Annotated in this window: 13 protein-coding genes; 6 read left to right on the top strand and 7 right to left on the bottom strand. The window is 45.3% G+C overall.

The genetic code is table 11. The annotated features are described in order from the left end of the window. Positions 1 to 83: 83 nt before the first annotated feature. Positions 84 to 692, top strand: a complete 609-nt coding sequence (locus tag EZE20_RS05995; RefSeq protein ID WP_132115543.1) for a dihydrofolate reductase family protein — start codon at positions 84 to 86, stop codon at positions 690 to 692. Between the two features lie 195 nt (positions 693 to 887). After that, positions 888 to 2,507, top strand: coding sequence for a hypothetical protein (locus EZE20_RS05990; protein ID WP_132115709.1), 1,620 nt, complete (start codon positions 888 to 890; stop codon positions 2,505 to 2,507). A gap of 413 nt (positions 2,508 to 2,920) precedes the next feature. Here the strand turns inward: EZE20_RS05990 and EZE20_RS05985 are convergent, their stop codons facing one another. The 7 genes from EZE20_RS05985 to EZE20_RS05955 all read right to left on the bottom strand — a co-directional run bounded on the left by EZE20_RS05985 (position 2,921) and on the right by EZE20_RS05955 (position 13,127). Next, positions 2,921 to 4,846, bottom strand: a complete 1,926-nt coding sequence (locus EZE20_RS05985; protein WP_132115707.1) for an alpha/beta hydrolase-fold protein — start codon at positions 4,844 to 4,846, stop codon at positions 2,921 to 2,923. 104 nt (positions 4,847 to 4,950) lie between these two features. Then, complete coding sequence (locus tag EZE20_RS05980; RefSeq protein ID WP_132115705.1) at positions 4,951 to 6,507, bottom strand: glycoside hydrolase family 43 protein; 1,557 nt, start codon at positions 6,505 to 6,507, stop codon at positions 4,951 to 4,953. Between the two features lie 24 nt (positions 6,508 to 6,531). Beyond that, positions 6,532 to 7,053: a VOC family protein gene (locus tag EZE20_RS05975; protein ID WP_132115541.1), complete on the bottom strand. Its 522-nt coding sequence runs from the start codon at positions 7,051 to 7,053 to the stop codon at positions 6,532 to 6,534. Between the two features lie 36 nt (positions 7,054 to 7,089). Continuing rightward, complete coding sequence (locus EZE20_RS05970) at positions 7,090 to 8,766, bottom strand: glycoside hydrolase family 43 protein (RefSeq protein ID WP_132115539.1); 1,677 nt, start codon at positions 8,764 to 8,766, stop codon at positions 7,090 to 7,092. A 25-nt stretch (positions 8,767 to 8,791) separates the two neighbouring features. Then, positions 8,792 to 11,251 (bottom strand): glycoside hydrolase family 95 protein, encoded by a 2,460-nt coding sequence (locus EZE20_RS05965; protein ID WP_132115537.1) that lies wholly within the window; start codon positions 11,249 to 11,251, stop codon positions 8,792 to 8,794. 33 nt (positions 11,252 to 11,284) lie between these two features. Continuing rightward, positions 11,285 to 11,989, bottom strand: a complete 705-nt coding sequence (locus tag EZE20_RS05960; protein WP_132115535.1) for an NUDIX hydrolase — start codon at positions 11,987 to 11,989, stop codon at positions 11,285 to 11,287. Positions 11,990 to 12,203: 214 nt separating this feature from the next. Continuing rightward, a complete protein-coding gene (locus tag EZE20_RS05955) occupies positions 12,204 to 13,127 on the bottom strand; it encodes an AraC family transcriptional regulator (protein WP_132115533.1) in 924 nt (307 codons plus the stop codon). Between the two features lie 506 nt (positions 13,128 to 13,633). On the opposite strand from EZE20_RS05955, the gene EZE20_RS05950 reads away from it, so the two are divergent. The 4 genes from EZE20_RS05950 (at position 13,634) to EZE20_RS05935 (ending at position 19,846) form a co-directional block, all read left to right on the top strand. Continuing rightward, positions 13,634 to 14,224 carry an RNA polymerase sigma factor gene (locus EZE20_RS05950; protein ID WP_132115531.1) on the top strand — a complete coding sequence of 197 codons (591 nt, stop codon included), beginning with the start codon at positions 13,634 to 13,636 and terminating at the stop codon, positions 14,222 to 14,224. A gap of 358 nt (positions 14,225 to 14,582) precedes the next feature. Further along, positions 14,583 to 15,506: an SIS domain-containing protein gene (locus EZE20_RS05945; protein ID WP_132115529.1), complete on the top strand. Its 924-nt coding sequence runs from the start codon at positions 14,583 to 14,585 to the stop codon at positions 15,504 to 15,506. Positions 15,507 to 15,559: 53 nt separating this feature from the next. Further along, positions 15,560 to 18,136: a glycosyl hydrolase-related protein gene (locus EZE20_RS05940; RefSeq protein ID WP_228713581.1), complete on the top strand. Its 2,577-nt coding sequence runs from the start codon at positions 15,560 to 15,562 to the stop codon at positions 18,134 to 18,136. A gap of 96 nt (positions 18,137 to 18,232) precedes the next feature. Next, positions 18,233 to 19,846, top strand: coding sequence for a T9SS type A sorting domain-containing protein (locus EZE20_RS05935; protein WP_132115527.1), 1,614 nt, complete (start codon positions 18,233 to 18,235; stop codon positions 19,844 to 19,846). Positions 19,847 to 19,852 lie beyond the last annotated feature (6 nt).

The following is a 19,852-nucleotide window of genomic DNA, read 5'->3' as shown; positions in this document are numbered from 1 at the left end:
ATCAGCCTTTATGAATGACGCAAATACAGGACAACTGCGTGAATAAAATTTCCCAAATTTGTAACTAATTTAACGCTGAGGGCATGAGAAAAATAGTTGTTCAGGAATTTATCTCTTTGGATGGAGTCATTCAGGCTCCGGGTAGGCCAGATGAAGATACAACCGGAGAATTTAAACTTGGAGGTTGGGTGGCTCCCTATTTCCAGGATGCAGACGCGCAGGCTAATGAGTTTATGGAAAGAAATTTGATGGCGACTGACCTACTTATGGGTAGAAATACGTATAAAATTTTTGCCGACTATTGGCCTGATCATTCAGACAAATGGCCAGGCATAAACGAGGTTACGAAATATGTTGTTACCGATCATTTAGTCGAGCTAAGTTGGGTAAATTCAGAACAGATATCGGATGATGTCATTGCGAAAATCAAAAAACTAAAAGACGGAGAAGGTTCCGTTTTGAAGGTAATTGGTAGTAGTGTTTTGGCTCAAACCCTGCTTGAACATGATTTGGTTGATGAATTGGTACTTATGATTTTCCCGGTGATCTTGGGGGCTGGCAAACGCCTTTTTGCGGATGGATCTCATCCTGCTGCATTTTCAATGACTGAAAGTGTAGTTACATCCAACGGGGTATTTCTTGCAAGTTATACGCGAGCAGGGGATGTAAAAACCGGAATTGTTGGGGACTAGCAAAGTGAAATTCATTTTGGTTTAAACTGCCCCGCTAAAATTTCCGATAGATTTTGTTTGAATCCGGCTTTGTAGTAGTGAATATTAAATATGTAACTATTTAAAAATTGCAAGGCGATGCAACAAACTTTCAGATTTTTTACCTTCCTACGGCTTCCAGGATTTTACAAAACCATATTCCCGGGCTTAGTCCTGATGATTATGACTTTTGTGTCGTATGGGCAGGTGCCAAGCCCGCTTGAAAAAGTAGTCATTACTGCTACAAACCAGAAAACCAACGTTCGTGTCGGAGAAAATGGGGAGTTATTGATCAATGTTTCGGCTAATGATGCCAAAGCTATGAAGAAGCGGGGTCTGGTGCGATATAGTGATTTTGGTGCGCCCGTCGATGGTAAGTCTGACGCGATTGACGCCATTGCTGCGGCACATGCCTATGCCAATCAGCAAGGACTACCCGTGAAAGCCGATGAGGGTGCTACCTATTACGTTGGCAGAAAGGAGCGAACGGCTGTGATTCGGACGGATACCGATTTTGGTAAAGCCTCTTTCATTATCGATGATGTGGATGTCGAAAACCGTAACACCTCCATTTTTGTGGTGAGTTCGAGTCTTCAACCCTTCGCTTTGAAAGGAATAACTTCGCTGAAACGCAATCAGGACAAAATCAGCGCTACCTTGCCCGGTCCGTGTCTGATTACGGTTACCAATTCAACTAAAAAACATTACATCCGGTACGGCCTGAACCAAAATAACGGTGCATCGCAGACGGATATCTTTATTGTTGATAAAAATGGAAATGTGGATATGGATGCGCCGATAATCTGGGATTTCGAACAGATTACGGAGATGAGTGCCTTGCCAATTGACGAAAAACCTCTGACAATTACCGGCGGCCGGTTTATGACCATAGCCAATCAGGCCGAATCAAAGTATACGTATTATCAGCGGAACATTGCCATCAAGCGCTCCAATGTTGTCATTGATGGGCTCGAACACCGCATTACCGGCGAAGGCGACCACGGAGCGCCTTATGGTGGATTTTTGAGTATCCGGGATTGTGCCTATGTAACTGTAAAGAACACGATCCTGACCGGTCACAAAACGTATAGTACGATTGGTGCGGCGGGAAAGCCCGTTTCCATGGGTTCTTACGATATTTCCCCAAACCGCGCTTTGAATATTTCATTTATCAATTGCAGCCAAACCAACGATATCAACGATCGAACGTATTGGGGTATACTAGGGTCGAATTTCTGCAAGAACATACTTTATGATCGCTGTGTATTTTCGCGCTTTGATGCCCACATGGGAGTGGCAAACGCTACTATCCGCAATTCAACCCTGGGTCATATGGGTATCAATGCTATTGGCAGCGGGACACTTCTGATTGAGAATAGTACAATCCGGGGTAATACGCTGGTGAATCTCCGCTCAGATTACGGAAGTACCTGGCAGGGAGAGTTTATTATCCGTAACTGTGTTTTCGTCCCTTCCGGCGGTCGGCCTGTCACCGCTTCATTAATTGGGGGTTCGTATTCAGGTCAGCACGATTTTGGTTACATCGCCTACATGCCGGAGCGAATAATAATTGAAAATCTAAAAATTGATGATTCCAGCCATCCCGAAAACTATAACGGGCCGGCTATTTTTGCCAACTTTAACCCCCAAAAAACGGACGAATCGTACGAAGAGAAATTTCCTTATGTGATTACCAAAAACGTGACGCTAAAAAACGTGACTACCGTTAGCGGAAAACCCCTGCGCGTGAGTGATAACGCGTTCATGTTCAGGAATGTGAAGGTGGAGGTACAGTAGAAAGTCTCCATTCTTAATTAGCTTACTATCAAGTGCTCAACCGAGTTCTTGTGCGTATGAAAGCGTTTCTTAGAAGGAAAATTAAACCCTATGCACTCTTACGAAAACAAGGGTCTTCCGTTTGGTGATGTTTCATTGGGGTGCAAAAGAATTTGCTATTCGAGATAACCAGATTTGTGTAATCTTCCAACAGTGGTAGGGTAGATTTTGAACCACTAGTGGAATTTAAAGTCCTTTTTTATAACAGGACAGGTTATACTTGGTTAAATAAGGAGCGATTTTATCAACTAAAACAATAGTTTTGGCTGCAAACTAGAAGTCTTGCAGCCAAACTTTGCTTTTTTTGTCGGTTTCGGCTGATTGGATATAAAAGCACCTTTTACGCGTACCGAATAATTCAATCAGTAAATAGTTCAGGGTTGAAATAGCAATTGAGAAAACCTATGCAAATCGTGCCGCCAAACAGGCCAGGTATGTCCGCCGGGTGATTCGCTGTACTGGTATTTTACGCCCAGTTCATCAAACTTTTGCAACATAATCTGACAATTTTTATGGGCAATATCTTCGGGTCCACCCATTGAAATGTACAGTTTTTTCAGATTGGAATTGATCGTTTTCGCATTCGTTTTCATGAACTCATACTGTGGTTCCGAAAGCTGGGGATTGTTGGCGAACCATCCCGAACTGAATACACCCAAATAGGAAAACAGATCCGTGTTTTTAATTCCGGCATACAGCGTTTGCAGGCCGCCCATTGATAGTCCGGCCAGGGCGCGGTTTTTGGCATCTGTCTCTACCTTAAAATTGCTTTCCACAAACGGAATTACGGCTCCTTTCAACTCATTTTCAAAGGTTCGAAGCACGTTTTCATTGAAACCTGCCAGTCCACCCGTGCTTACATTTCCATCAACCATGACCACGACCATGGGTTTTGCTTTATTTTCGGCCACAAGGTTATCCAAAATCAAATCCGTTTTGCCTTGCGTTGCCCACCCGCGCTGATCTTCGCCTCCACCGTGCAAAATGTACAGAACGGGATATTTTTGACTTGCCTGTTCATAGCCCGGTGGTGTGTATACATACATTTCACGCCAGCTGTTCAGGGGTTTTGAAAAATAGCGCTTGATTCGAATGTCTCCATGCGGCACATCTTTAAGGGCATAGTAGTCGCCATCAGGCGTTGGAATTTCGATACCGCTTGCCATTCGGCCCATGCCATAAAACGTTTCACTGCCGGGATCGGCGACAGCCAGCCCATCCACTAGCAACGAGTAGTAGTGAAACCCCCGGCTGACGGGTTGGGTAGTTACCTGCCAAAATCCGGCGCTATCTTTTACGGCATCGTATTTTTTACCTAAATCAAATTGGACCCGCTGCGCATCGGGCGCTTTAACCCGAAAAACCACCCGATTGTCGGGAAGAATTTGGGGGAATTTAGACGAACGTATAGTGGTTGCCGCCGGTGTGCCCAAAATAGTGTACTGCATAAAAGTTGACGGATCAACTGGCTTGAATAGAAACTGAGAGAACATATACAAGCCATTTTTCCAAACCTTAAAATCGTGAACACCGGGCTCGATGTAGTACACATGTGGCACCTGATGCTGATATAAATAGTCGTGCGTGCGCTTGCTGATGGAAAGCAGGCCGTCACCATCGCCGCAGGAAATCCACAAAAGTTTGAGTTTGTCTTTGGCCAGTTGCGGATCTGGAACTAATTCCGCAGGCATTCTGGTATTGGGAGCCGACGAAAATCCGCCTACCCAGGCAAAGGTATTCAGATGTGTAAGTCCAAAATTGAGCGATTGCCCGCCGCCCATCGACAACCCCGCAATCGCGCGGTGTTCAGGGTCGGTTAGTGTCGGGTATTTTTTTTCAATAAATGGAATCAGATCCGTAAGCAGGTCCTTTTCAAAGGTAGCAAATGCTGCCACTTTGTCTTTATCAAAGACATTTCCCACGGCGCGGTCGTCTTTCATGGCCCGGCCGTTGGGCATGACCACAATCATAGGTTGTAACTTCCCATCGGCATACAGATTATCTAGAATTACCTGCGGATTCCCGCCTTTGAGCCATTCTTTTTCATCCCCACCTATGCCATGCAAGAGATAAAGTACAGGGTATTTGGTTTTTTTGGAAAAACCCGGAGGTGTATATACGAGCGCTTTACGCGTTGTGCCTACCGTTTTAGACGCATATCGTACGGTATCCAGTTGTCCGGTGGCAATGCCAGACCGAATCTGATCAAAACCCCGGGGCATTTCTTTGTCGATTTTTTGAGCCTGTGTACTCAGCGCCATCAGCAACGGGAGAGCCATAAGGGAAATAAGTTTTTTCATGTTCATAGGTTCAATAGGTTAGGTGAAAAAATCTATCAGTTTAAGAATTCAGGAAAAGAGTTTCAGTAAAAAAGGTAGCAATACAAATTCATAATCGCGAGCATTTACCGCAAACCGGTATTTAGGTGGAAAAAGTCAAAATCAGCATTTCCTCCGGTTTCTTTGGTCGCGAATGCAAATAATCCGAAGCGATAGCCCATAAAGTGGGGGAGTGTATAGGGCATTTTCATAGGCGCTCCGATGGCGTGCCAGGTTTTGTTGTCGAGGCTGTAAAAGAATTGGGCAATATCTTTTCGATCTTTAAAATCACATTGTGCTTTGAGGTACACCCGATTCTGAGTCAAGGGAACAGACGCCGAGTTTTTGGAATCTGCGGTCACCAACTCGATTTTTCGAATGCCGTTTTCAACACTGACCCCGACCCAGCCGTAGTTTTTTTGAAGCAAACAAAGCCCCGCGCGGTCTCCTTTTTTCATGCCCGACACATCGAGCAAAGTATGGCCCGTACATTCAGGTCCGATGGTGCGTTGGGTTAAGGTGTTTCGAGCCGCAACCAAAGACGAATCAATCCGGCCGGTTTTTAAGCGCAAATACCCTTTACGTTCCTGCAATGACCATAACGCGTTGTCAGGATTATGATTCCACTGCCAAACCAGCGGAAGTGAGGCCTGACCTTTTTTCCGGCTAAACTCATCGGAGGCCACCAAACCCGGAATCAGGCTTTGATTTTTTGGCAGCGGGAGCGTTGCCGGTACTTTTCCATCAGTGCCCAAAACGGGCCAACCGTCTTCCCAAACTACCGGAACCAGGTAAGGAATGCGTCCTACGCCTCCCGAATCCTGAAAAAGATAAGCGTACCACTTGCCGTCGGGTGTATCAATGAGTCCGCCCTGCGCCACGCCCTGATCCTGTAAGGCTACCCGGCCCTCGTACGGTCCCGTAATTTTGTCGGCGCGATGAATGATAACGGTTCTCATACCACCGCGTGGCCAGCTAATATGAAAAAGGTAGTATTTACCTTGTACTTTAAACATTTGTGAGCCTTCGGCGGCCAGTCCGCCCTGCGTTCCTGACGGAAGGCTGGCGTTCTCAATAAGCACCTGCTCGGTTGTGCCGGGCTTAATCCCGCTGGCATCAGTGTTTAATTCAACAAGCTTGATTTTACCAGCACCGTAGATCAGGTAGGTACGGCCATCATCGTCAAAAAACAGGCTGTGGTCATGGTAGGAAGGTCCAAACGAAACCATTTCCCAGGGATCATTTTCAATATTTCTGGTCGAAAAAATGTAGGTTTTTCCCGTGGTTTGAGCAAAGGTTGTGACGTAGAATTTTCCCTGATGATGGCGAAAACTACTTGCCCATGAACCCCGGCCGTACGCATTTTTTCCGTGGCTAAGCGTGAGGGCATCCACCTGAGCCAATGTATCATAGGCGTAACTAACCAATTGCCAGTTGACCAGGTCTTTCGACTTCATAATCGGTAGTCCGGGGCTCATGTGCATGGTAGTGCTGCTCATGTAGTAGGTGTCACCAACCCGGATCATGGCTACGTCGGGTACGTCGGCGTGGATGATTGGATTATGGGCCGATTGCGCCATAGCAAAACCATCACCTAACAAAAAGTAAACTGTCAGAAATGCTAAAAGGAATGATGATTTCATCATAAGGAAAAAATTATAAATCAATCAATTAAGCGGGCCGATAAGCTCTACAAATGTTCCGTCAGGATCCTGAACCAGGACAAAATGTGCATCCTTGTTCAGGAGAATGGGCGAATTCCCAAGTAGCGGAATCTGCCGTTGCGCCAGGCGATCCAGAATCGGTTTTAGAGACTTGACCTGAAAGGTGATGTACTGCATGCCGGTATCGTCCTGAATGACTTTTTGGGCCGGATGTGTAGATTTTTTACCAAAACTCATCAATTTCCAGTCGGTAGCTTCGGGACTATTTTCTACCTTCAAAATATTCACCAAAACCGCCGTTCCGCCCGTCAGTCCAGAGCGATTGCCAAAATCTTCGTTTATGGTGAAACTGCCCGTTTTTACCATTCCGAGTGTATTGATGTAAAAATCCAGCGAGCGGTCCATATCCTCAACTACCACGCCAATACCGATTTGTCTGCTGGTAAAGTTGGATTGGGCCTTCATCGAAATACACACAAGGAGCAGGAAGGCTGTGCAGAAGATTTTTAAAGAGTTATTTTTCATAAAAAAAGTAAAATGATGAGAATATTGTAAAAGGATCTACTTAAACATAGGATCATTGCCGCTGTATTTCAGATACTTAAAAGAGGCAGAATTCGTTGTTGCCTCGCCTGAGGAAGTTGCGTAAAGGCCATACAAACAACCAATGAACCCACCGGCAACTTTAGTACTCAAAAACTTACCATCTACATTATCTTTCAGCAAAGTCCAGCTTTTGGCATCGGTGGAAAAATGAAAGGAATACGAATCACCAGCCGACGAAATGCGGAATAAAACTTTCTCTGTGGAGGTCGGAAGGTCAATTTCAGTGAGTAGGTCCATGGACTTATCGTTGCTTTTCCAGAGTTGTACAACGGGCTTGTCAGAAGAAATCGATTTGCTCAAAAAGTAAAAGTGTTTTTCATCCTGTAAAATCATCAAACCAGCCTTTTCCTTAGAGGATACCGGCGTGAATTTCACCTCCGTTTCGGCGGTGCTGTACAGGTGTTGTTGCCGTTTTCCTATGAAGGACGGATTGCCCAATTCCATCACCGTCTCAGGTTTTAGTTTAAGCGTAAGGCCCTGCTTTTTAGAGAGCGAATATGAATTTTTGTCAATTGTCCGCATGAAAAGCAGCGTGGGGTCCAGGGTTTTATCGAATTTCATGGTATAGGAAAAATTACCAGACTGGGGAAGTGCCCCTTTTTGTTTTACTTCTTTGTAATTGGCCGTATAGGCATACTGTATTTCCTTAGTATCAGGATTTATAATTGGCCAGTCGTCCTTCCATTCAACAGGCGCAATAAATGTCTCACGACCTGTATTATAAAAATCGCCTTCATAGGGCCGTACCGCTAGAAAAATAGCGTACGTTTTGCCATCCGGGCCTTCCACAAACTGCGCGTGACCGGCCGAAGTAACGGGGTCCTTGCGGTCGGCAGGTAAATCTCTTTGGGTTAAAATCGAATTGTTGGCATACGGCACGTAGGGTCCCCATACATCCTTACTTCGGAATACTACTTCGGTATGATTGATTGACGTTCCCCCTTCGGCAGCGTAGAGATAGTACCAGCCATTCCGCTGTAAAATGTGGGGTGCTTCTATCCACACAGGTTTTTTGCTCAAATCTACACCGCCGTTTACCAGTTGTTTTTCTTCTCCGATCACTTTCAGAGTAACCGGATCAAACTCATACATGCGGATGGTGCGGTGGCCTGAATACAATGGTTTACGATTGGGTGCATCACTGTTGTAGAGGATGTAAGCCTTACCGGTTTCGGTGTCGAAATACAAAGAAGGATCGATGCCACGCACCTGCGGAATTTTGACCGGATCACTCCACGGTCCGGCGGGATTGGTAGCCGTGGCGACGAAATTTCCATCATGATCTATGTCGGTGCAGGTTACATAAAAAGTGCCCTTGTGATAGCTTATAGCCGGAGCAAAAAGCCCACGCGTGAGGTGTTCGCCCATAAAATCCATTTGCGAGGGACGGTCAATGACGTTGCCGATTTGCTTCCAGTTTTTTAAATCCTTGCTGTGAAAAACCGGAATGCCCGGAAAGTACGAAAACGTGGAATTGACCAAGTAGTAGTCTGAGCCCGCCCGAACGATGCTTGGATCCGGATAAAAACCCGTAAGAATGGGATTTACCAGCGTAATAGATTGGGCCAGTACAGGGAAATTCAGCAGTACGCACAGGAGCGAAAGCAGGTAAGAACTTCGTAGTTTATTCATGATTCAATGAGTTAAAATGGGTTGTTTATAGAGCAGAAAAGGAATACACCTGTCCGGGTTTGGTAGAAATATCATAAAGCCAGGTTTCTTTAAGCACCAGTGGCGTTAGTTTTGCCTGTGCCGAAATGCGGGGCTGAGGCGTTGGTTCAAGTTGATAAAATGGATTTGGATTTTCTCCAATCGCTTTTTTCAGTTTGCGGCGGGAGTCCCGAATCGGATTTGGAACCCGAAGTCTCAAATTACCACCAAGGGTCGATTTGACGGAAACGCTCGTCAATTTACCTGCTTCCCATTTCATATCAACAATCTCAAATCCACCCAACGCCCGAATTCCGCCAATGCTGCCTGCCGGCCATACGTCGGGTAGTGCCGCCAGCAAATGCACCGCTCCATCGGCGCTTTGGACCAGCATTTCTGTAATGCCGGAAGTACAGCCAAAATTTCCGTCAATTTGAAACGGGGGGTGTGCATCAAACAAATTGTTGTACGTACCCCCACCTCCGGGGTTTGAACCCAGCGGGGAAAGTTGATTCTGAATAAGCGTATAGGCATGATTGCCATCCTGCAGGCGCGCCCACCAATTGACCTTCCAACCCATGCTCCATCCGGTTGATACGTCACCGCGCTGCATGAGGGTGGTTCGTGAGGCCTGAAACAAGTCGGGTGTACGATAGGCCGAAATCTGGCTGGAGGGGAAAAGTCCATACAGGTGCGACACATGCCGGTGATGATCTTCCGGGTCGTCTACGTCATCAAGCCATTCCTGCAGCTGTCCGTGTTGACCAACGTGCATGGGCGGCAAGCGGCGACGCAGATTTCGAAGTGTATCCGCAAAATCGCGGTCTTTTTTCAGAAGTTCTGCTGCCCGAATAACCGTAGTGAACGCATCAAAAACAAGCTGATTATCCATAGTTGTCCCGGCATCCAAAGACGAACCGGCGTGGGCTTTTGGTGCATTTTCGGGTGAGCTTCCGGGGTTAATTACCAGCCAGGAATTGCCGGGATGCTCCACCAGAAAATCTGCATAGAACAGAGCAGCTCCTTTCAAAACCGGATAAATACGTTCCAGATACTTTCTGTCTCCATTGTACATAAAATGTTCCCAAAGATGTTGAGCTGTCCAGCTTCCACCAGCTGTCCACATACCCCAGAAGGCTCCGTCAATTGCCCCGGTCACCCGCCAAATGTCAGTATTGTGGTGGGCCATCCAGCCCCGGGCACCGTACATGTCACGCGCGGTTTGTTGTCCGGTAACCGACAACTCTTCTACCATTTTCAAAAAGGGTTCATGAAGGTCGGCAAGGTTGGTTTTTTCAGCAGGCCAATAGTTCATCTGCGCATTGATATTGATGGTATATTTGCTGTCCCAGGGCGGTCTCATTTTGTTATTCCAGATTCCCTGAAGGTTGGCAGGTTGTCCACCAGGCTGTGAAGATGAAATCAGCAAATACCGTCCGTAGTGAAAGTAAAGTGAAACCAGGTGCGGGTCGTTGGCAGTTCGGAAATTTTTTAAGCGCTCATCCGTAGTCAGTTGTGCGGCATTGGTAGCTCCCAGATCGAAATGAACCCGGTTGAAAAATTGCTGATAAACCTTTTGGTGCTGATCCAAAATAGTTGCATATGATTTTGGAAAAGCCTTGTTCAAATAGCCCAACGCGCGGGCATGCGGATCTCCGCTTAGCTCCTGATAATTGGTAAAATTGGAGGCAATAGAAATATAAATCGTGGCGGTAGTAGCCCCGGTTACCAAAAGGGTCGAGTCAGTGGAACTTATGATGCCTCCTTCGGTTTTCAGGCGGGTAATTCCCTCGAAATTAACCAATCCTTTCACTCCTTCGTGATCGGAGGTGGTAGCCTGCAGCATTAATTCATTGGGTTTACTTGTCTTTATTTGTGCCGGTTTATGTTGCGTTGCGTAGGATACTGTAAAAGTTAATTTTCCAGGTTTATTGGCAGTCAGATGCATGATTAATACCCGATCCGGGAAAGATGCAAGCATCTGCCGCGTATAGGTCACATCCTCGACTGAATAGGTGGTAGTGGCTACGGCACGTTCCAAATCCAGCTCCCTGGAATACTCGGTATAGCTTTCATGCCCGGGAAATTCAAGGTGTAGCGAGCCGACCGGCTGAAACATTTGCCCGTGTGATTTTTTTGTAATGATGGATTGATTGGCCAATTGCTCGGCATCTTTTTGTTTGCCATCAAAAATCAACTGTCGGATTTGGGGTAGAGCGGCCCGGGCCGCCGGATTGTCATTTCGGTTGGGTCCGCCGCTCCATACTGTATGTTCATTGAGTTGAAGTATCTCTTTTTCAACATTTCCATACACCATCGCCCCAAGTTGTCCATTGCCAACAGGCAGGGCATTTTCCCATGTATTTCCCGAAGGGCTCGTGTACCAAAGTTTTAATTGGGGTTGTTGCTTTGAAAAAGCCCTCGATGAGCAGGCCATTAAAAACAGGATAAGTAAAGTCTTTTTCATAAACAGGTATAATGGTAAAAAGATGTGCAGGGCTCAGGTAAGTTCTGCAAACTCAGGCAGAAAAGAATTGAAGCCTTTCAGGTAGTCCTGATATTTATCAGCGTTTAAGCGGTACAATGTGCCTTTTTTTGTTACCGAAGCCGCGTCCTTTTCTCCGGTACTTTCCAGGATTTGGGTCGAAAGAATTTTCCGGCTAAAGTTTCGTCGGTCCAGCGATACATTATAGATAGCCTCGTAGAGTTTTTGCAACTGTGGGAGGGTAAAGGTGTTAGGCAATAATTCGAAGCCAATCGGAAACATTGCCGCTTTATAGCGAAGCTGCCGAAGGGCTACTTCTACCATTTGATCGTGATCGAAAATCAGCGATGGCTTTTGAGAAAGCTCAATCCAGGAAGCATTATGATTGGCGAGTGCAGCAGGATCCTGATCATGAATCGAAATGAGTGAATAGTATCCCACCGAAATGGTCCGCTCCACAGGGTCCCGATCAATTTGACCAAAGGTATGCACCTGTTCCAGATAAGGATTGTGAATGCCCGTCAGGTTGAAAAGGATGCGAACGGCAGCCGCGTGCAGATCTTCTTTTTCGTTCAAAAAGCCACCCATCAATGACCATTTTCCCAGCTCCGGTTCAAAATTACGTTTGATCAACAGTAATTTAAGGCATTCTCCGTCGAAGCCGAAAATGATGCAGTCAACGGCGACCAGGATGCGGCCCGAATGCGGGTAGTTCGCCATGGAAAAGGTTGATTTTTAAAGTGTTGTAATATAAATTTTTAATGTGTCAAATATACACAATTAAGGGTAGAATAGTGTTTATCCAGTATAAATAATTAATTTATTCAGAAAAAAAGAAGTAGTTGCTCAGAAGTCCATTGACCGGAAAGTTTGAGGTACCTGTCGGTTTGTAACGTTAGTTAAGCAGATTTCTTTGGTTCTTGCCGGCATCAAACTACGACTCAGGTGGTTGCTTCCGTCTATACCGGCCTTCGATCTTTCGATATTCGACCGGCGAAAAACCCATGTGCTTTTTGAACAGCCTGGAAAAATAGAATGGATCATGTATGCCAATTTCAGCGGCAACCTCATTCACTCGCAAATCACTGAAATGAAGCAGTTGACAGGCTTTTTGTACCCGAAGGTGATTAAAGTATTCAATGGGTGCATAGCCGGTAGCTAGTTTAAATTTTCGTGAAAAAAAAGACACCGACAGGTGGACGGATCGGGCAAACTCCTCAACCGTCAATGGTTCGGACAAACTGTTTTGCATCCGGTCTATTGCCTGGTAAACAGGATTGTGGGTATCACTAATGGGAGATGGCGGCTCAAAATTTTCGGGTACCAGAAAGGAAGCCAAAAAATAGGAAAGTGTAAGGTTGGCATATAGCAGGTTGGCCGTGCTGTACCCCTTTAAAAAGGTCTCAAAAATCTGATCAAATAGCTTAACCCTTTCCGTGGAATACACAACCCGGCCCGTATGCAAGTAATTTCCGGTTCGGTCCCGGAATGCATCAAGTAGTTGTGGTGAGCCGTTGCCAATATAATGAAACCAATAAATTGTCCATGGATTTTGCGGATCTGCTCCGTAGGAATGAGCTAAAAAGGGAGGAATGGCAAGGAAGTCCCCCGCCTGCATGATTAATCGATGGGTTGGCAAATCCACCCATCCCTGACCGTCGGTGCAATACAAAAATATAACCTGTGAAATACCTGCCGGTCGATGATAGTAATGATGTTGGGCTTTAGGGTAAAATCCCATACGGGTGATCAACAGCGCACTAATCAGGGGCATGCTCAGGCATTTTTCGACCATAGCTGCAGGTACTTCGATGATTTTTTCACCCGTGAATCCTCGACTTTTTCCAGGTACTACCATTCGGAATAATAAAGCTTTTAAAATCTATAAATGTTAGGTAGGATTCTCCATGAATGGAAAAGAGCTTAGGTATGAAAAGATACTGAGAAAGCTGCTTTGGGTAGAGGTATTTCTATTAAATGGCTCAAAATCATGGTGTACATTAGAAGTAAAGTTATATCTGGTTGGTATACAAGTAAGTATTTGAAAATAGAATAATCCATGTTTTGGAGAAAATACTTCATTTTCTTTATCTCAGAAAATACGAATTTTGTGAGAATATTGTACAATTTAGACTCCCGAACCGCCTTTCGAATCGAACAAAAGGTCCTCACGCAGTCATTGGTACCGGGCAATAAGGGCCTGCATTAAGTTGATCCTGGAAATGTACCCAAGAATATACTTTTTTCAGAGTCAATCGGATGATCAACAGCCCTAACAAACGCCGGTTTAAATGTAAAGTAACTACCATAATCAAAAAAAATTGTAAACAAGAGTAATTGGCTGGATACAATTTCGCAAACCTTATGAAGGATAATTTAACAAAATCAGAGCACGTTGAACTCTGGAATTCGTTTCGGGATGGTAGCATGTCCGCTTTTTCGCAACTATATGACAACTTTTCTGATGATCTATATCGCTATGGTTATAACCTGGTCCGTAACCAACAACTCGTAGAAGACTGCCTGCACGGGTTGTTTCTACATTTGCACGAGCGCAAGGAAAGCCTGGGTTCTACCGATAATATCCGATTTTATTTATATAAAGCCATGCGCCGCCGACTGTTCGATTCGGTCACCCACCTAAACCGGTTCGACTCGCAGGAGTGCCATTTTGCACAAGCCACTTTTGTGGTACCTCCTCATGAAAGTGAACTTATTGATTGCGAACTCAGGACGCAACAAAACATCCTTTTGGATGCTGTTTTGAATAATCTACCTAAGCGACAGCGCCAGATTTTGTGCCTGATTTATTTTAAAGGACTTTCCTATCCACAAGCAGCTGAGGTGATGAATATTTCAATGAAAAGTGTTTATAATACGTTAAATATCGCCATTTCAACGCTACGAATGCAGGCCAAAGTGACTTTTGAACGAAATGGGGCATTTCTTTGCTGATTACTTTTTCTGATGGATACAATACCAATCCATAATTTTTTGAACTAAGTAGCTGTTAGCTTTTAGGTGAGTAGCGGAAAGCCGCCCGGCCATTAGTGAGTTATTGTGCTAATAATCAAATGTTTGTACCATTATTTAATTATCTATTTAAGTAGTCAGGCAGAACTAGATTATATTTTGAAAATATAAACTCTCAAATGCCCCTACGAGGCTTAAAAATTCTGATAATTCAAGAGTTATCCCTTGAAAAATATACTCTAAACTAATTCTGCCTGACTACTTATTGAAAACCAACATGTTCAAGTACTTACCTGGAAAAAAGTGCTTCAATTAATAAACTAATCGACTCGAAAAGTTCATGAAGGAAAACAAAATCTTAGCCGAAATCAAAGAAATTCCTCAGCGGGCGATGACCTTGCTGCAATCTGAAATTCCTGCCCTTCCGACGGCAGTTCCCTATCTGGGTATGGGTTCCTCGTACTTTGCCCCGCTGGCTTTTAAATACATGGGTGTACCCATCCAGCCTGAAATCGCCTCCGAATACGCTGCCTATTTGTTCACCAAAAAACAGCCGTTAGCCGTTATCCTTTCGCAGTCGGGCCGTAGCAGTGAAGCACTTTGGTGTACGTCCCTTTTTGATCAATACGTAGCCATCAGTAACTACCCCGAAAACGCACTGAGTCATCAGGAAAATGTTCGCATGGCCATCGACCTGCGGGCGGGAGAAGAGCATTTTTCTTCTTCCAAGACCTTTGTCAATACTCTCCTGGCGCTTTACAAAGGATTTGGGTATGATCCGGCCCCAACGGTTGAATTACTTATTTCCCGTTTTTCTGATTACGAAGCCAGGGGTAAAGAATTGGCCGGACAAGTATTTGAACTTTTGGCTACCCGGCCAATTCACGGCATTTATATTACCGGCAGTGGACCCAATATCGCCACAGCCATGGAAGCAGCCTTAATTTTGAGTGAAAGTACGCAGCGAAGTTTTCAGGGCCTGCCCATGGCCCAGTACGACCACGGGCCCAAGGAAACTGCACCGAACAGTTTGGTCATCCAGATTATGGCACCTGGCAAAAACTACGAGCGTACTCTTAAACTGAATGAAACCATTCGTCAGTTTGGTGCACACGTGCTGACGCTGGAAGCAGAAGATGTTGAAGAGCACTTTTCTATTTTGCATCATAGCGTGGTATTTAATTTTATGGCTTTTTATCTCTCCGAGCTACTGGGAATCAAAGAAATGTTTGCCGTTGGCGGAAAGGTTACGGAAGTTCATTGAACCATTTATAAATCGTGCAAGGAATCAAAATAATTACTCATAATCGGAAATCTATGTGGCGGATCTGTTGCCTGATTGGGCTTTGTTTAATGGCTTTGGGCATGAAGGTAGCACGCGCGCAGCAGCCAACAAGGCTCTACATTGCCAACGACGAACATACCGATTACAAGTGGACGGGCAACGAGGCGCAGTATGATTCGGCTTTTGTGCACATGCTGGACTACTACCTGGATCAAATCGATTCCACCAAAAACAATCCAGATGATTTTCAGGCGCGTTTCAATTGTGATGGCAGTTTCTGGTTGTACACCTACGAAAAATACCGAAGTCCCGCGCAGTTCAACCGGTTGGTAAGCGCCATTGAATCGGGTCATATCAGCAGTCCGCTAAACACCTTGGTTAGCACCTACGGCGCACAGCCAACCGAGGCGGTCTTGCGGGGTATGTACTATGCCGGGCAGATGGAACGTAGACTCGGACTACGCTTTCCAATGGCTGTGTGCATGGAAAATCAGACTTTACCTCTTGGTTTGAGCTCTTTATGGGCCGGTTCGGGAGCCAAATACAGCTGGCGTGGAGTGTGTGGTTGCGCCTCTCGGCTTTCCAATACTAGTCTTGCGCATCGTCAGCATCAATTGTACCGCTACATGGGACAGGATCAAACCGGTGTTTTGATGAAATGGTACAACCTGAGCACGGACAATAAATCACTGGGTGGATACGCAGAAACGAGGCTGGTAAATGAGCTCCATCAAGCCACCGAATCCATTGCTCAAACCGTCGAGCGCTTATCCAACCTATGCTACACAACTGCCTATCCCTATCACATAGCAGGGGCTTTTGGATACGGTTGGGACGATTTGGCAACGTTCGTTTCTCCGGCTTTTGTGCAGGCTGCACAACAAACCACAACCACTGATCGTAAAGTTCGGGTATCGAATGAAGAGGATTTTTTCAAGGATATCGTCAGGTCCTATCCTGATTTACCCACCGAATCGCTTAGCTATGGTAACGAGTGGGACACCTACTCCGCTTCGATGAACGAGACGACAGCATTGGTCCGGAGGGCTACCGAAAAATTAAGAAGTGCGGAAGCGCTGGCTTCGCTGGTTTCTTTGCAGAATAAATCGTTTGGAAAGAATTTGATTGAACTTCGCCAAAAAGCCTGGGAAGGGTTTGGCCTGTACTGGGAACATGACTGGACCGCAGACGGTCCTGTATCGGCGCAGGACCGGGGGAATTGGCAGAAAAAAATGCAGGAACAGATTTCTACCTACGTAGATACGCTCTATCAGCTCTCGTCTAAATCTTTGGGACAGCAGCTCAAAAAATCTACCAATCCCCGCTTTTATGTTTTTAATCCTTTGAGCTGGGAAAGAGACGATGTGGCCGATATTGAGTACGATGGAAATTATCCGGTAGCTGTACTAGATGTTTCTTCGGGTCAACTATGTGCCAGCCAATTGATTACAAAAGAGGGGAAGCGTTTCCTGAGAATTATGGCCAGGAAAATTCCGTCGGTTGGCTACAAAGTCTTTGAGCTCAGTGAAGGGAGTTCGAAAAAACTTCCGGTTGCCGCCACGCTTTCGGACGGATTTTTCAAAAATGCTTTGTACCGTTTGCGAATACATCCGTCCGGCGTAATTTCCCAACTCTATGATAGTTTGGCTCAAAGCCGGCAACTCATAAAGATCCAGGATGGAAAATACCTAAATGATCTGGGAACACTTAAACTTGATGATGGTGAGCCACTTGTCATAGAAAATGAAGGCCCTGTATCCGTTACATTGAAAGGCACTTCAAGTCTTCCTGTGTTGCATTCGTTTCGGATTACGCTTTTCAAAGATATTCCCCGGATTGAAATTCAAAATTCGATTGAAGAAAATTTTAAGGACATAAAGACCTGGGCATTCTCATTTGATCTTATAAATCAAACCACCAGTCATGAAGAATTAGGTGCGGTTTTGACTGCAAAAATTCAAACCCGCGGCGGCGACTATTCCGCTCAAAATGCGCGGTATGATTGGCTGACGTTCAATCATTTTGCTGATTTGAGTGAAGAAAATTACGGTGTAACCCTGTCAAATCTTGATTGTAGTTTCTTTAAGTTGGGAGCTAGCACGCCCGATTCACTATGGGAACAGTCGGCACAGCTCTACGCGTTGGCGGGCGGCCAAACGGATGGTGAAAAATTGGGGATTCCGGCTCAACATGGGCAGAGTCGCTTTAACTATCATTTTGCTCTCACAACCCATGCGCAGGCATTTGATGCAACCGCAGCCATGAAATTTTCCCTTGAACACCAAAATCCGCTGATGGCTCAATGGATTACTGGTACCATTGGACGTAGCCCCAATGAATTTTCCTTGCTTTCGGTTACCGACCCTGACTTGCTGCTGTGGAGTGTCAAACCATCCGAAGAAGGAATTGAAAAGGGACTTATCACCCGCTTTTGGAATCTTGCAAATCAGCCCAAAACTCCGGCTTTTCGACTGAACCTGTCCGTCCGAAACGTACGGCAGACCACTCACCTGGAAACTGACGAACTGCAATTAACAACTACAAAATCTCCATTTACAGCTATTTTCAACCCCTACCAACTGCGTACCTTTCGCTGGATTATACGGTAGAGATACAGATAATCCTGAATTTTAATTGGAGGAATATCGGGAAAATCCGGTAAAAACCCGTTTACAGCTTAAAACCTGGATTATCCTGATTTACAGATGAGCATTAAATTCTTTTGGTATTTTAAAATTTGGATACTTGTATTCACGAGCGTTTCCCCGGCGTTGGCTACTACCTACTATGTTTCTTCGACAGGCAATACTACTAATGACGGCAAGACCGTTTCAACCCCATTTTTGACTATTCAGCAAGCCTCGAATTTGACCATCCCAGGCGATAGTGTGCTGGTTATGAATGGTGTATACACCACAACTTCCGGCCCGTTACTATCCATAACTCGATCAGGTACGGCAGGTGCCTGGATCACCTACAAGGCTATGAATGGACACAGCCCCAAAATTACGGCCTCGGGCAATGTGTGGAATGCTGTGAGTATCAACGGTTCCTACGTTGTTTTTGAGGGTTTTGAACTGATGGGTAATAACGCAAATCTTACGTACGAAGCCGCTCTCAAATCCTATAACGATCAGGTTAGTGGTGTGTCTGCACCTAATCCGGTTTTTAATACTAACGGGCTTTCGATTGGTGGACTGCGCGACGAATCAAAAAAACCGCATCATGTAATCATTCGTAGCTGCAAAGTACATGATTTTCCAGGTGGAGGAATCAGTGCTATTCAAACCGACTACACGACTATTGAAAATAATCTGGTTTTTAATAATGCCTGGTATATGGTGTATGGCGGTAGCGGAATCAGCGTGTTGACGCCCTACAACAGTGATCAGGTCTCGACCTACAAAATAATTGTTCGAAACAATACGTGCTTTTCCAACAAAACAACTATTCCCTGGATCTCGCTGAAACGATTGAGCGATGGAAATGGCATTATCATTGACATCAATCAATATCCGTATGGCGGAAAAGTAGGTGACGAAATGTATGTGGGACGCACACTCGTAAAGAATAACCTTTCGGTCAATAACGGCGGCTCCGGAATTCATGCCTATCGGGCCAATCATGTGGATATGATCAACAATACAGTCTACCAAAATGGTACGGTGCTGTCCGATTATGCTAATATTTTTGCGAATGACTGCGTGGATGTAAATATCATAAACAATATCAGTTATGCCGCTATGGGCAAGAATTGTAATTCCACTAACCGAAATGTCAATGTGGTTTACGACTATAATCTGTATTTTAACGGTATAGTGGCGGTTAAAGGTCCACACGACCGGATTGCTGATCCCGAATTTGTCAACCCCTCGTCAGACCGTATCGTGGCCAATTTTCAACTAAAAGAATCCAGCCCCGCCATTGATCAAGCCACGCAAACTGCCGGTTTTTTCAGTCAAAAAGATATACTCGGAGTTGCTCGCCCGCATGGACTCGGGCCTGACATTGGAGCCTATGAATTTACTAATGCGCTACAGGAAATCATTACGAGTGTAGTTTCACTTCCTATACGCCATTCGGCTAGGGTGTATCCCAATCCTGCGAAGGAAAGCCTGACCATGCAGTTACCGGAGGATCTGAATTCTAATGTAGACGTTGAAATACTGGATTGCCGCGGGACTTCCCTTAAAAAACAAAACGTATCACAGCAATCAACAGATCTTAACATTCAATCGCTCGCCAGCGGATTATATGTGCTCGTAGTTTCGGAGAACAATCGCGTAATTTCGGTGCACACCTTCGTCAAGGAAAAATAGTACTTA

This window comes from Arundinibacter roseus (assembly GCF_004348825.1).
Classification (GTDB): domain Bacteria; phylum Bacteroidota; class Bacteroidia; order Cytophagales; family Spirosomataceae; genus Arundinibacter; species Arundinibacter roseus.
Note: the sequence above shows the minus strand (reverse complement) of the source record. Positions and strands in the feature narration are given on the sequence as shown.